The 13,363-nt window shown below is 73.2% G+C and carries 12 protein-coding genes; 5 read left to right on the forward strand and 7 right to left on the reverse strand.

Translation table 11 applies throughout. The annotated features are described in order from the left end of the window. The first annotated feature begins 8 nt into the window (after positions 1 to 8). On the forward strand, positions 9 to 713 hold the full coding sequence (locus ACIP67_RS02710) for a CAP domain-containing protein (protein ID WP_401686244.1): 705 nt from the start codon (positions 9 to 11) through the stop codon (positions 711 to 713). A 99-nt stretch (positions 714 to 812) separates the two neighbouring features. Here the strand turns inward: ACIP67_RS02710 and ACIP67_RS02715 are convergent, their stop codons facing one another. The 3 genes from ACIP67_RS02715 to ACIP67_RS02725 form a co-directional block, all read right to left on the reverse strand. Next, the gene (locus ACIP67_RS02715; protein WP_401686247.1) at positions 813 to 1,595 is read right to left on the reverse strand and encodes an enoyl-CoA hydratase/isomerase family protein; all 783 of its coding nucleotides are present in this window, start codon (positions 1,593 to 1,595) and stop codon (positions 813 to 815) included. Continuing rightward, a complete protein-coding gene (locus ACIP67_RS02720; protein WP_401686249.1) occupies positions 1,592 to 2,974 on the reverse strand; it encodes a CaiB/BaiF CoA transferase family protein in 1,383 nt (460 codons plus the stop codon). Before ACIP67_RS02720 ends, ACIP67_RS02715 begins: the two co-directional genes overlap by 4 nt. A 74-nt stretch (positions 2,975 to 3,048) precedes the next feature. Further along, positions 3,049 to 4,644 (reverse strand): bifunctional 3-(3-hydroxy-phenyl)propionate/3-hydroxycinnamic acid hydroxylase, encoded by a 1,596-nt coding sequence (locus ACIP67_RS02725; protein WP_401686252.1) that lies wholly within the window; start codon positions 4,642 to 4,644, stop codon positions 3,049 to 3,051. 491 nt (positions 4,645 to 5,135) lie between these two features. On the opposite strand from ACIP67_RS02725, the gene ACIP67_RS02730 reads away from it, so the two are divergent. Continuing rightward, positions 5,136 to 6,374 (forward strand): MFS transporter, encoded by a 1,239-nt coding sequence (locus ACIP67_RS02730; RefSeq protein WP_401686255.1) that lies wholly within the window; start codon positions 5,136 to 5,138, stop codon positions 6,372 to 6,374. Positions 6,375 to 6,448: 74 nt separating this feature from the next. Here the strand turns inward: ACIP67_RS02730 and ACIP67_RS02735 are convergent, their stop codons facing one another. From ACIP67_RS02735 to ACIP67_RS02750, 4 genes are all read right to left on the reverse strand, one after another. Beyond that, on the reverse strand, positions 6,449 to 7,195 hold the full coding sequence (locus tag ACIP67_RS02735; RefSeq protein WP_401686257.1) for an IclR family transcriptional regulator: 747 nt from the start codon (positions 7,193 to 7,195) through the stop codon (positions 6,449 to 6,451). Beyond that, entirely contained in the window at positions 7,192 to 7,605 is a 414-nt protein-coding gene (locus ACIP67_RS02740; protein ID WP_401686260.1) for a nuclear transport factor 2 family protein, read from the reverse strand. Before ACIP67_RS02740 ends, ACIP67_RS02735 begins: the two co-directional genes overlap by 4 nt. Beyond that, positions 7,602 to 8,852: a DUF3500 domain-containing protein gene (locus tag ACIP67_RS02745; RefSeq protein WP_401686263.1), complete on the reverse strand. Its 1,251-nt coding sequence runs from the start codon at positions 8,850 to 8,852 to the stop codon at positions 7,602 to 7,604. Before ACIP67_RS02745 ends, ACIP67_RS02740 begins: the two co-directional genes overlap by 4 nt. A gap of 125 nt (positions 8,853 to 8,977) precedes the next feature. Further along, positions 8,978 to 9,700, reverse strand: a complete 723-nt coding sequence (locus ACIP67_RS02750) for a FadR/GntR family transcriptional regulator (protein WP_401686265.1) — start codon at positions 9,698 to 9,700, stop codon at positions 8,978 to 8,980. Positions 9,701 to 9,810: 110 nt separating this feature from the next. On the opposite strand from ACIP67_RS02750, the gene ACIP67_RS02755 reads away from it, so the two are divergent. The 3 genes from ACIP67_RS02755 to ACIP67_RS02765 all read left to right on the forward strand — a co-directional run bounded on the left by ACIP67_RS02755 (position 9,811) and on the right by ACIP67_RS02765 (position 13,357). Beyond that, positions 9,811 to 10,689 (forward strand): fumarylacetoacetate hydrolase family protein, encoded by an 879-nt coding sequence (locus ACIP67_RS02755; protein WP_401686268.1) that lies wholly within the window; start codon positions 9,811 to 9,813, stop codon positions 10,687 to 10,689. Positions 10,690 to 10,962: 273 nt separating this feature from the next. After that, positions 10,963 to 12,315 carry an MFS transporter gene (locus tag ACIP67_RS02760; RefSeq protein ID WP_401686271.1) on the forward strand — a complete coding sequence of 451 codons (1,353 nt, stop codon included), beginning with the start codon at positions 10,963 to 10,965 and terminating at the stop codon, positions 12,313 to 12,315. An 82-nt stretch (positions 12,316 to 12,397) separates the two neighbouring features. After that, positions 12,398 to 13,357, forward strand: coding sequence for an amidohydrolase family protein (locus ACIP67_RS02765; protein ID WP_401686273.1), 960 nt, complete (start codon positions 12,398 to 12,400; stop codon positions 13,355 to 13,357). The last annotated feature ends 6 nt before the right edge of the window (positions 13,358 to 13,363 follow it).

Here is a 13,363-nt window from a genome sequence, read left to right on the forward strand (position 1 = left end):
GGGACCGTATGAGCAAGCACCGCAGGACGACGCGCCACCGCCACATAGCCATCGCTGCCGTCGCACTCAGCGCGTTGGCAGTACCGACCGCCGCCATGGCGTGTCTCGATGACCCGAGCGCCGAGGCCACCGAGAGCGCCGCGTCCTCCGGGCAGTGGCAGAACGCGACGAACGCGTCCTGGAACCAGCGGTGGACGTCCGACGATCCGACCGCACAGCCGTCGGCTTCCGCGTCCGCTTCCGAGGCGGCCACCGCGCCGGCCGCGACGGCGGCCGCCGACCCCGCCGCGACCGCCGCCGCCTCCGCGGACACCACCGACGCGGCGGCCACGGCGTCCGACGCGGTGACGCGCGTCGTGGCCCTCGTCAACAGCGAGCGCAGCAAGGCCGGTTGTTCCGCGCTCACCCTGAACGCGAAGCTCACGAAGGCCGCCCAGGACCACAGCGCGGACATGGCGTCCCACAGCAACATGTCGCACACCGGCTCCGACGGCTCCGATCCCGCGGAGCGCCTCACGCGCGCCGGCTACAGCTGGAGCTCCTACGGCGAGAACGTCGCCTACGGATACTCCAGCCCCGAAGAGGTCATGGCGGGCTGGATGTCCAGCCCCGGCCACAAGGAGAACATCCTGAACTGCGACTTCAAGGAGATCGGCGTCGGACTCGCGCAGCCCGGCAACTACTGGACGCAGGACTTCGGCTCGGCCCGCTGACCGCCCGGCGGCCTGTCCTGTTGACCGGCCGCCCGGCCCGGCGCCCGCCGTCCGCCGCCCGCCGTCCGCCGTCCGTGACCTGTCGGGCGTGACCCCTCGTCACCGCTGCCCGTCGGGCTCGGCTCCCGCGATGCGCGACAGGAACAGGGACAGGCCCGACTGCATGCTGTCGTAGTCGGCGCTCGGACCGGCCGGGATCTTGAACACATGGTCGCGTACCGGTTCGAGCAGTTGGTCCAGGGAGCGCTTGGCGGCACGGATCGCGGCCGGAGGATGCTCCGTGATCGCCGCCAGCAGGCGGTCGGTGGCGGTGCGCAGTTCCGCCGAGGGCACGCTCAGCGTGGCCAGCCCCATGCCGACCGCCTCCGCACCGCCCACCAGACGTCCGGTGTAGAGCAGGTCCCGCGCCCGGGCCGGACCGGTCAGGAGTGCCAGCCGCGCCGCGAAGGCAGGGGGCACCAGGATGCCCCAGCGCGCGATGGGCATGCCGATGCGCGCCTCGTCCGCGACGACGCGGAGGTCGCACGCACAGGCCAGTTGGCAGCCGGCGCCGACGGCCGCCCCGGACACCCGCGCGACGGCGGGCACGGGCAGGCGCTCCACGGCGCGGAGGGCCTCCTCCATGGCGGCGAAGGACGCGTCGATCCGCTCGGGATCGGCGCCGAGCCACTCGCGCATGTCGGATCCGGCGCTGAAGGTCGCCGTGCCGCCCCCGGTGACCACCACCGCGCCGAGGGAAGGGTCCTGGCAGAGGCCGTCGAGGAGTTCGGTGAGGGCCCGCCAGTCGTCGACGCCCAGCGCGTTGGCACGCCGGCCGTTGCCCACCCTGATGGTCGCCACGGGCCCTTCGCGCCGCAGGCCGACGCGCGCGGTGCCGGTCATCGGACGGCTCCGGTGGCGCGCAGCGCGGCGATCTCGGCAGGGGCGTATCCGTTCTCGGCGAGCACGTCGTCGGTGTGCTGGCCCAGCAGCGGCGCGGCGGTCCGCAGGTGGACCGGGGTGTCACTGAGCTTGAGGGGTGAGCCGACCGTGCGCAGCCGGCCGAGGGTGGGGTGGTCCAGCTCGGTGACCATCGAGCGGGCCTCCGCCTGCGGGCCGGTCAGCGCCTCGGCGACGGTGGCGATCGGTGCGCAGGGCACTCCCGCCGCCTCCAGCAGCTTGGCCCACTCCTCCCGGCCGCGCCGCCGGAGGGCGGCCTCGAGTAGCGGGACGAGCTGGTCCCGGTTGCGGACCCGGTCGGGGTTCGTGGCGAACCGCGGGTCGTCGGCCAGGTCGGCGCACCCCACCGTCTCCGCGAACAGCCGCCACAGCTTGTCGTTGCCCGCGGCCACCATCAGGTGTCCGTCGGCGGTGGGCAGCGCCTGGTACGGCACGATCGTGGGGTGGGCCGAGCCGTGCGGGCGGGGCGGCTGCCCGGTGGCGAACCACCCCTGGGCGACGTAGGTGAGCCAGGAGAGCTGCCCGTCCAGCAGCGAGACGTCCACGAGCTGTCCCTGCCCGGTGTGCCGACGCGCGTGGAGCGCCGCGAGGATGCCGATGACGGCCCACATGCCCGCGCCGATGTCCGCGGTCGCCACCCCCGGCCGGACCGGCGGCTGTCCCGGCTCACCGGTGATGCTCATCATGCCGCTCTGCGCCTGGGCGATGGCGTCGTAGCCGGGCTGGGACGCCCACGGCCCGGTCTGGCCGTAGCCGGAGATCGACGCGTACACCAGGCGTGGGTTGCGCGCGGCCAGTTCCTGGTAGCCGAGTCCGAGGCGTTCGGCGGTGCCGGGGCGGAAGTTCTCGACCAGCACATCCGCCCGGTCGGCCAGACGGCGTGCCACCGCCAGGCCTTCGGGGGACTTGAGGTCCAGGGCGATTCCGCGCTTGTTGCGGTTGGCGGAGAGGAAGTAGGCGGCCTGGTCGCCCTGGAAGGGCGGACCCCACTGGCGGGTGTCGTCACCGGTCCGGGTGTTCTCGACCTTGATCACTTCGGCTCCGAGGTCGGCCAGGACCATGGTGGCCAGCGGACCCGACAGGATGCGCGACAGGTCGAGCACCCGGATGCCCCGCAGTGCGCCGGACCGCGTCGTGTCGTTGCGCTCGTCGTGCTGCGACACGTCGCCGTCGTGCTGTGGGACGTCGCCGTCGGGCTGTGGGACGTCGCTGTCGGGCTGCGGCAGGCCGTCGTAGCGCCGGACCACGCCGTCGTCGTGCCGGGTCGTGCCGGCGTCGTGCCGCGTCATGTCGTTGTCGTGCGAGGGGGCGGAGGAGGACATGGTGGAGGAGCCCTTCGTGCGCGTGCTGGTGATGCGGTACGTGCCGTGCGGAGCCGGGGAGAGCCGGCGGACGGTCAGTGGACGGGCAGCGGCCGGGGCGCGGCCAGGCGGTCGACGAAACCGGCGGCGAGTTCCGCCGCCCGGCCGGCGGCACCGGTGCCGTAGACGTGGAAGTCGGGTCGGATGAGGACCACGTCGGCCGCCAGCTCGTCGAGCCAGGAGGCGTAGGTGCCGTCCACGTCCTCCACCACGCTCACGTCGGCGTCCCCGACGCCGTGCAGGGCGACGCGACTGACGCCGAGCCGGTCGAGGCGGCGGTGCAGGTCCTGGGGGAGCGCGGTGAGCGACGCGGCGTGCCGCGCGACGACGGCCGCCGGCCCGTCGAAGGCGTCGTCGAACATCACCGGGTCGCCGGAGCCCCGCCGGACACGGCCCTGGCGGGCGAGCGAACCTCCGGCCGGACCCTCGTGCAGGCCGGGACCCAGTCCCGGGCGGGGCGGCGCCGGCGGTTTCATGCCCATGTTCCAGTCGGCGGTCATACGGGCGTCCCGTGCCGCGGCCGCTTCCGGGTCGGTGAGACAGATGATCCTGCCGAGATCCATGGAGAACTCCACGAACGCCTGGGCGTGCCGGAGGCGTTCGGAGCCGTAGGTGTCCAGGATCCGTTCGCCGGCCAGGCCGCGCAGGACGGCGTCGAGCTTCCAGCCGAGGTTCATCGCGTCGCGGGCGCCCGCGCCGAGTCCCTGCCCGGCGAAGGGCGGCATCAGATGGGCGGCGTCCCCGGCGAGCAGGACGCGGCCGGCCCGCCATTCGGTGGCCCAGCAGGCCTGGAAGGTGTAGACGGAGTGCCGTTCGAGCTCGGCCGTGGCCGGGGTCAGGCCGTACGGCGCCAGCAGCTTCCAGGCGGTCTCGGCGCTGTTGAGCGACTCCCGGCTCTCCTCGGGCAGCCGCATGAACTCCCAGCGGCGGCGCCCGGGGCCGCCCGGCACCATCGTCGAGGGCCGGCGGGCGTCGCAGCTCTGCGCCGCGATGTGGGGAAAGCGCAGCTCGGGACGGGGTTTCACATCGACGACCAGCCAGTCGTAGAAGTAGCCCTCGTCGTGCCAGTCGAGGCCGGCCCACCGGCGCACCCTGCTGTTGGCGCCGTCCGCGCCCACCAGCCACGCCGACCGCACCGTGCGTTCCGTGCCCGAGGCGTCGCCGCGCACCGTGAGCGTGACGGCGTCGGCGTCCTGGTCCAGGGCGACGGCTTCCCAGCCGCGGCGCACGGTGACGTTCGGCATCCGGGCGATCAGGTCGTCGAACGCGTCCTCCAGCGACGGCTGGTGGAAGAAGTAGGTGTTGTACCAGCCGGATTCGCCGCGCCCGCTCCAGTCCACCTCGACCAGGGTCCGGCCCTCGCCGTCGCGCCAGACGTACATGTCGTCGTAGGGCTGGGTGATGGCGGGAACGGTGTCGGGCGACAGGCCCACGGACTGCAGGATGCGGGCGAAGTCCGAGCAGTGGGTCACCGCGCGGGGCAGCGGATAGCCGGCGGTGTTGCGGTCGACGACGAGGACCTGGTGGCCGCGCCGGCCCAGGTGGATGGCGAGCAGCTTCCCCACGGGGCCGAAACCGACGATCGTGACGTCGACGGCCGGAGGGAACGCGTCTTCTTCGACAGCGTGCACTGCGGTCTCCGTTCTGTGGCGCGTCCGGGACGGACGGCGGCGGCTGGGGAGTGAGCCGGCTGCGGAGCCGGGACCACCGCCGGGACGGTGGCCTTCTGCGCGGGGCTGCGGCTGCGGCTGTGGCAGGGGCGGGGCGGGCGGACACGACGTGTGGGCAGGGCGCGGCTCGACTTCCGCCGTACGCCCCGGAAGGGGCCGTGCGGCGGGGGACCGGTTTCCGGTGCGGCTCCGGAGACCGTCTGCGTCCCGCGGAAGACGCTACGGAAGCAGCCGGGGGGTGTGTCCCGCTTCTGTCCCGGAATCCGGGACAGAAGCGGGACGCGCGTACGCCCCGCTCCCCAGCATGTCGGCACCTTGGAGCGCCACCGGCGCCCGAACATCTGGAGAGCCGCATGCATGTCCCTGCATCAACCGGATCCCAGCCGCCCACCGGATCCCAGGCATCCACCGGATCCCAGTCCGAGGCGGAGACCCGATCGCACCCCGCGGTCGTGGCGCTCTGCATGATCATCACGGTGATCGAGGGCTTCAACCTCATCGTCTTCGGATCCGTCGTCCCGCTGCTGCTCGAGGACGCGTCGCTGGGCATCACCGACTCGCAGACCGGCCTGGTCGGCGGACTGGTGTACATCGGCGCGATCGCCGGTTCCCTGCTGGCACCGGTGATCGCCGAACGGGCCGGCCGCAAGCACGTTCTCGTCCTCGCCATCGCCCTGTTCGCGGTCGGGGCGACGCTGACCGCCGCCTCCGTCGGGGTGGTGACACTGGCGGGGGCCCGCTTCCTCACCGGCGTCGGGGTGGGCTGCGCGCTGACCACGGCGATGACCCTGGCCCGCAACAACGCGGCGTCGCGGCGCGCCTCGCTGGTCGTCACCATCACCATGGCGGGCATTCCGCTGGGCGGGGTCGCCGCGTCCCTGCTGGCCGTCCCGGTCCTGCCGGCCCTCGGCTGGCGGCCGATGTTCCTGATCGGCGCCGGCGCCGCGCTGGTGATCCTGCTGGCCGTCGTGCGCACGCCGATCCCCGCGGACAGCCCGCAGGAACGCGCGGCACGGCGGTGGACCGGACGGCAGAAGACGGCGGCGCTGTTCACCGGGCGCGGCACGGCCGTGGCGCTCGTGGTCGCCCTCTGCGCCATCGCCAACATGGTGGCGTGGCAGGGCCTGAACGTGTGGGCCGCGGAGGCGATGACGGACCTCGGGTACTCGCTGCGGGCGGCCCTGTTGTTCACGTTCACGCTCACCGGCGCCGCCGTGGCGGGCTCCTTCGCCGGGGCGTGGGCGGCGGACCGGTACGGGGCGTCGCGGCTGTCGGTGGCCACCGGCGCCTGTACGGTGCTCGGTCTGGGCGGAGCACTGGTGCTGCCGGTGTCGGTCGCCACCACCACGCTGTGCGTGGCCCTCATGGGGATCGGCGGTCACACCACCATGAACCTCGTGCACACGACCGCCGCCGACATCTACCCGCTGCCCGTCCGTGCCGCCGCCCTCGGGTGGTCCAACGGAACCTCCTGCATCGGCGCCTTCCTCGGCCCGACACTGGGCGGTACGGCGATCTCGGCGGGCGGCGCGCGGGGCGTGTTCGGGACGTTCGGGGCCGCCGCCGCGGTCTGTCTCGTCGCGGTGTTCCTGCTGTACCGCACCGACCGGGCCGTCGGCCCCGGCGATTTCCGTACGCCGGAGACCCTCCACGCCCGTGGTGCGGTGCCGGCGTCACCGAAGAGCGTGTGACGGCACGACGGTGAGGCCGGGGGTGCGCACCCCCGGCCTCACCGTCGTGCCGTCACACGCGGGGCGTCCCGGGATCAGGTCACCTTGCACTGCCGCAGGGCGAGGCGGGTGTCCACGAGCGGATTGAGCCGCCGCAGACTCTCGACGGCCAGCGGCGCCTTGGCCCGGAAACGATGGGTGGGCATGACGACGGCGACGGCCTGGAGGGCTCCGGTGGGCCCGGTCATGCCCGTGGCGAGGGCGCAGATCCCCACGTCGTGTTCCTCCAGGTCGACCGCCACGCCCGACCGGCGCACGGTGGTCAGGGCGTCCAGCACGGCGCCGCGGTCGGTCACCGTCTGGTCGGTGAACCGCTTCAGCCGCTCGGGCAGGACCTGCACCACCCGGGTGTCGGGGAGCTGCGCGAGCAGGGCCATACCGATGCAACTGGCGTGCAGGGAGAAGCTCTTGCCGACCTGGGTGACGCCCTTGAGGCGTTCCGGGGACGCGATCTGGTCGACGACCACCACCTCCCGTCCGCTGAAGACGGCCAGTTCGGCGTTCTCACCGACCTCACGCGCCACCGACACCAGTTGGGCGCGGTTGGCGGCCAGCAGCCCCAGGTGCGCGTTCATGCCGAACTTGAGCAGACCGGGGCCCAGGATGTAGCCGGGGCGCTCCGGCGCGGCCACGACGTACAGTTCGTGCTCCAGCGCCTGGATCGCCCGGTGCACCGCCGAGCGGGGGATCCCGGTCCGGGTGGCCAGGTCCGTCAGGGTGAGCGGCCACCGGCTCTCGGCGATCGCGTCGAGCACGGTGGTCGCCCGGCCGATGTCCGTCACCCGCCGTCCTCCGTCCACGTCCGGGTGACGGTCAGGGAACGCACCGTCCAGTCCGTCTCCGCCACGAGCAGGGTGTACGCGCCGAACGTGTGCACCCTGGGCGACGGATCCAGCAGCCACCTCGTGTAGTGGGCGCGCGCCTCCCACGTTCCCGTGGCGTCCTGGCCCGGCAGCACCACGAGGTTGGAGACGTCGTGCCGGTGGCGGCCGGGGAAGTCCCACAGCCGGCCGAAGAACGCCTCGGCGCCGGCGGGGGTGTCGAAGCCGTCCGAGGGGAACCGGACCCGCGCCCCGCCCAGCACGCGGACCGCGGCGTCGACGTCCTTGCGGTCCGCGGCCTCGGTGTAGGTGTGCAGGAGGTTGGCGATCTCGTGCCGTGCGGTCGTGGCCGCCGCCCGTGTCCCGGTCACCGGTGCTCTCCCCGCTGCCACTGCCGGACCCAGGCCCGGCCGTAGTCGTTGCCGTGCGGCGTCCGCAGCACGGTGTGGACGTGGAACGGCTGGGGGGAGTCGTAGTCGAGGAACACGCCGCAGTGGTGGTCGAGTTCGGCGATGATCACCGGCGACTGGACGCGGTAGTAGAACACGTCGTCGGGGCCGTGGCCGCCGATCCAGCAGAACCACGTCTCGTCCAGGTGGGCGCGCACCTCCCGGAGCCGGGCGGCACGCGGACCGGCCGGCAGGGGGCGCACGAACTCCTCCACGACGGCCAGGACCGCCTCCCGCGCCCGAGGGGGCATGTCGGGCACCCGTACGCCCTCGAAGGGGATGACCCGGTTGTCCTGGAAGGCGCCGGCGAGATGCCGTTCGTCGCCGGGGTGCACCCGGCCTTCGGGCATCGCCGGGTCGACCATGTGCGCGTACACGGTGGCGGCTCGTCGCTGCCGCGGGTCGAGGGCGGCCATGACCTGCCTTCCGAGCGTGATCCGTTCGGTGAAGGCGGTGGTGCCGGCGTGCGGGCCGGCGTCGATCTCGTTGGGCTCCGCGCCGAGGAAGACCGGCCCGAGCGTCATGCGTCCGTCCACGACGAGGCAGTTGACGGCGCAGTGGTGGCCGTACAGCTGCCAGCCCCACGCGCCGCGCGGGTCGGGCTCGCCGTACAGGGCGATGTTGTAGCTGAACTCGTTGAGGATGCCTTCCAGGCCGACGACCTCCCCGAGGAAGCCGTTGATCCGCATCATCGTGCGGACCTCGTCGTAGCCTTCCGGGCTGAGGGACGCCTCGACGAGGGCGAGCGCCGCGCGGCGCACCTCGGGCGGCTGGAACTCCAGGCGCAGCCCGGTGTCGAACTGCATGAACTCGGGATTGGCCCAGGTCTGCCACTCCACGGCGTCCACCGGATGGCAGATCCTGGCCCGGCCCTCCTCGTCCAGCGTGCCCAGCAGCTCCCGCGCGGCGGCGACCATGGCGGCGGTGGGCGCTTCCTCACCCGGGCTCGCCGGGACGAGGGGATGGACGTCCCGGCGCAGGGTGCCGTCCTCGGTGACGCCCACGAAGTCGTTGCGGTACAGCGGTGTCCAGCCGCGGATCAGCTCGCCCGTGAACGTGCCCTCGGCCCGGGCGGTCTCGCGGTAGGTGTAGGCGTCCACGCCCTTGAGGTCGGCGATGCGCGGGTGGTCCGGGGGGTAGAGGTACCGGCGGAATGCGGCGGATGACATGAGGCGTCCCTCTCATGCGGTGGTGCTCGGCTCAGGCTGGTGTGCGGTGGTGCTCGGCTCCGGCTGACGTGCGGTGTCCGGTGCCCGGTGTCCGGCGGTGATCGGACCGGTAGGGGGCCGACTGCCTACGTGGTGGTGTTGTGCCGGGCCACGGCGGCGCGTACGGCGGCTTCGTCGCCCGCGGCGATGGCCTCGACGAGGTCCGCGTGCACCTCGCACCGCTCGGCCCGGTAGCGCCCCGACGCCTCCGCGTCGTCGAACCGGGACGAGGCGGAGCTGAGGTGCCCCAGGGTCCCCGCGTACACGGCCGCGGCCATGCGGTTGGGGCAGATCCGGGCGATGCGTTCGTGCAGCGCCCAGTTGGCCCGCATGAACGCGTCCCAGTCCGGTGCGGCACGCAACCGCTCCACGTGCTCGCGCAGTTCGGCCACGTCCGTCTCGGTGCGGCAGCGGGCGGCGCCCACGTCGACGAGCACTTCCAGGTGGTCGCGGAGTTCGATGGCGTCGGCGACGGTGGCCGGCTCGTCCTGGACGTCGAGCAGCGTGTGCCGCAGACGTACCACCGGCCCGCGGTCGGCGACGAAGAGTCCGCCGCCCCGCCCGGGACGGATGTCCAGGACCCCGCGGTCCCGCAGCACCCGCACCGCCTCGCTGACCGTGGAGTAGGCGTAACCGGTCTCCTCCCGCAGGGACTCCAGCGTCCCCACGGCGTCACCGGCCCGCAGGCCGAGGGACCTGATCCGGTCGTCGAGGGCGGCGGCCAGTTGCTCGGCGCGGGTGCGCCCGGGGGAGGCGGCGCCGAGGCCGGAGAGCACCGCGCCCCCCGGCGTGGAGCGCCGCGGTCGCATGTCTTGTCCGTCGGCTGGTTCCTGAGGCATAGTCGCCATCGAAGCACAAACCTCCGAACCTTTAAAGGGTTACGAGGTTTCCTCCGGACGTGACGGACTGGGAGCTGCGCATGCGCATAGTGGGTATCCGGCGGCAGGGAAACGGGGCGGAGGTGGCCGAACTCTCGCCCGACGGGCGCGAGATCACGGTGCTGGCCCCGCTGGAGGAGTTCTGGGCGGACCCGTCCGGTCACCTCGCCCGCGGTGGCGGGGGGCCGACGCTCGCGGCGTCCTCGGTGACGTTCGTCCCTCCGGTACGGCCGGACGCCCGGGTCATCTGCGTCGGCCTGAACTACCTCAAGCACGTCGCAGAGGGAACCTTCCGCGACCAGGAGCTGCCGCCGCACCCGACGCTCTTCGCCCGCTGGACCCAGTCGCTCACCGTCGACGGCGCCGAGGTGCCCGTACCGGCCGGCGAGGACGGACTCGACTGGGAGGGCGAAGTCGTCGCGTGGATCGGCGCCCCGCTCGTGGACGCCACTCCCGAGGAGGCACTGGCCGCCGTGGTCGGCTACTCCACCTTCAACGACCTCACCTCGCGGCGGGCCCAGAAGCTCACCTCCCAGTGGATCCTCGGCAAGAACGGCGACCACTCCGGCCCGCTCGGCCCCATGGTCCCGGCGGCGGAGGTGGGGGACCTGCGGGACGGACTGCGCGTCGTGACCCGGGTCAACGGCGAGGTCGTGCAGGACGGCCGCACCGACGAGATGGTGTACGGCGTCGGCGACACCCTCGCCCACATCTCCCGTACGTTCACGCTGCGCCCCGGCGATCTGCTGGCCACCGGAACCCCCTCCGGTGTGGGCTACGCCCGGACGCCACCGTGGCTGCTGGAACCGGGCGACGTCGTGGAGGTGGAGGTGGAACGCCTCGGCCGGCTGCGCAACACCGTGGTCTCCAACGAGGCCCGCCGCTCGGCCGTACGTGCCCTCCGCGCTCCGGCACACTGAGGCGCGCGGCGGGGCGAGGTGCGGCGGGGCGGGGCGGGGCGGGGCGAGGTGCGGCGCGGCCGCCGTCCCGGCCCCGGAGCGCATGTCCGCCGTCCCGGCCTCCCGAGCGCATGTGCGCGGCCCCGGCTTTCGGGGCGCAGGTCCGCGGCCCCGGCTCTCGGGGCGCAAGTCCGCCGCCCCGGCTCTCGGGGCGCAGGTCCGCCGCCCGCCCCGTGCGGCACCTCGGCACCAGCACCACATCGGCGACACACACCTCCCGAAGGGGAACCGCCCGTGCAAGCAACCCCGACGGCGCCGTCCGGTCCCCGTGACCACGCGCCCGCCATGCTGCCGTTCCTCCTACTCACCGCTCTGATCGCCCTGTTCGAGGGCTACGACCTGTCGGTCTACGGCGCCACCGTGCCGTCACTGCTGGCGACACCGGACTGGCACCTGTCCAAGGGAGAGGCCGGCGACATCGGCTCCCTGGCCGCGCTCGGCATGCTCATCGGCGCCGGCGTCGCCGGGGCGATGGGCCGCCGCGTCGGACCCCGCCGGCTCCTGCTGAGCGGCCTGTCCTTCTTCTCCCTGTGCATGCTCGCCTCCGGCGCGGCGGGCGGTCCCGGCACCTTCGCCGCCTCCCGCCTGCTCGCCGGCATCGGGCTCGGCGTCGTCCTGCCCACCCTCACGGCCGTGGTCGCCGAGATGTCCCCCGCCGGGCAGCGCGCCCGCAACATCGGCATCGTCATGGCCGCCTCGAGCCTGGGCTCGCTGGGCGCACCGCTGCTCGGCGCCTGGCTGCTGCCCGACGTCTCCTTCCGCGTCCTGTACTTCGTGGGCGCGGCCGCGCTGATCACCGTGGTCCCCTGGGCCCTGGCACGGCTGCCGGAGAGCCCCCTGCACCTGCTGCGCACCGGCCGCGGCGACCAGGCGGCGCGCGTCACCGCGCGGTTCGGCCTGCCCGAGGCGCAGCTTCCCGCCCAGGCCCCGAGGGACCGCCTGCTGGGACTGGGCCTGCTGCTGACGCGCCGACTGGCGGCCACGACCGTGCTGTTCTGGCTGATGGCCTTCTGCGGGCTGCTGCTGACCTTCGGTTTCAGCACCTGGCTGCCCACGATCATGCAGACCGGCGGGTTCTCCACCGACACCGCGCTCACCCTGACCTGCCTGTCCTGGGTCGGAGCGAGTGTCGGCCTGGTACCCGGTGGCCTCCTGGCGGACCGACTCGGCCCCCGCCGTGTCGTGGCGGGTGCCTTCCTGGCCGGCGGCGCCGGCCTCCTCGTGATCAGCCGGGGTCCGGCCATGTGGCTGCTGTATCTGTGCCTGCTGGTGTGCGGCCTGGGACTGCTCGGCGTCCAGGCCCTCGTCAACGCCTACCTCATCGACCGCATGCCGGCCGATCTGCGCACGCCGGCGATGGGCTGGGCGCTGTCCGTCGGCAGGCTCGGCGCCATCGCCGGCCCCGCCCTCGGCGGCCGCCTCCTCGACTCCGGGCTCGGCCTGGAATGGAACTTCTACGTCTTCGCCGCCGTCGGGGCCCTGGGCGCGCTGGCCGCCCTCTGCGTCCCGCACCGGCACACCGGACATCCGCAGCTCCGGCCGCACACCGCACCCGCGCTCACGCTCCGCCCCGACTCGGCGGCCTGACCCGCCCGGCCCGCCCCTGAGGCACCTGGCCGGCGACCACCGCGATCCGCTCGGGCAACGAAGCCCGACGAAAGGACCCACCATGCGCAAGATCGCCCTCGAAGAGCACTTCACCACCGACGCGATGAAGTACTACAGCCTCCCCGGCGCCGCCATGTTCGACCCCGCGCAGTGGGAGACGTCGCTGAAGCGGCTGCTGGACTTCACCGACGTGCGCCTGCCCCAGATGGACGAGTACGGCATCGACGTGGAGGTCCTCTCGCTGCTCTCGCCCGGTGTCCAGGTGGAGAAGGACACCGCGACGGCGGTGCGCAACGCAGCCGTGAGCAACGACTTCCTCGCCGAGGTCGTCGCCAAGCACCCCACCCGGTTCTCGGGCTTCGCCTCCCTCGCCCTCCAGGACCCCGACGCGGCGGTGGCCGAACTGGACCGCGCGGTCACCCAGCTCGGGCTGCGCGGCGCCCTCATCAACGGCCACACCCACGGCGAGTACCTGGACGCGGACAAGTACCTCCCGCTGTGGGAGCGCGCCGAGGCCCTCGGCGTCCCCCTCTACCTGCACCCGGCCAATTCCTACGACACCTGGCACAACCTGGGCGGCCACGAGGAACTGATCGGCCCCATGTGGAGCTGGGGCGTGGAGACCGCCACCCACGCCCTGCGCATCGTCTTCTCCGGCGTCTTCGACCGGTTCCCCGGCGCCACGCTCGTCCTCGGGCACATGGGCGAGGGCCTGCCGAGCATGCTCTGGCGCCTCGACAGCCGCTGGGCGTTCCTCGACCACCGCGGCCGCAAACTCGGCAAGGAACGGCCCTCGGACTACATCCGCGAGAACATCATGATCACCACGAGCGGTGTGTGCGCACCGGCACCGCTGCTGGGCAGCCTCCTCGCCCTGGGCGCCGACCGGATCATGTTCTCCACCGACTACCCCATGGAAGGCAACGCCGAGGCCGTCCACTTCATCGACAACGCCCCGATCAGCGAACTCGACCGGGCGAAGATCTGTCACCTCAACGCCGAACGGCTGCTCGGCCTCTGACGCCCC

It is taken from the genome of Streptomyces sp. NPDC088812 (assembly GCF_044750285.1).
Lineage (GTDB): Bacteria > Actinomycetota > Actinomycetes > Streptomycetales > Streptomycetaceae > Streptomyces.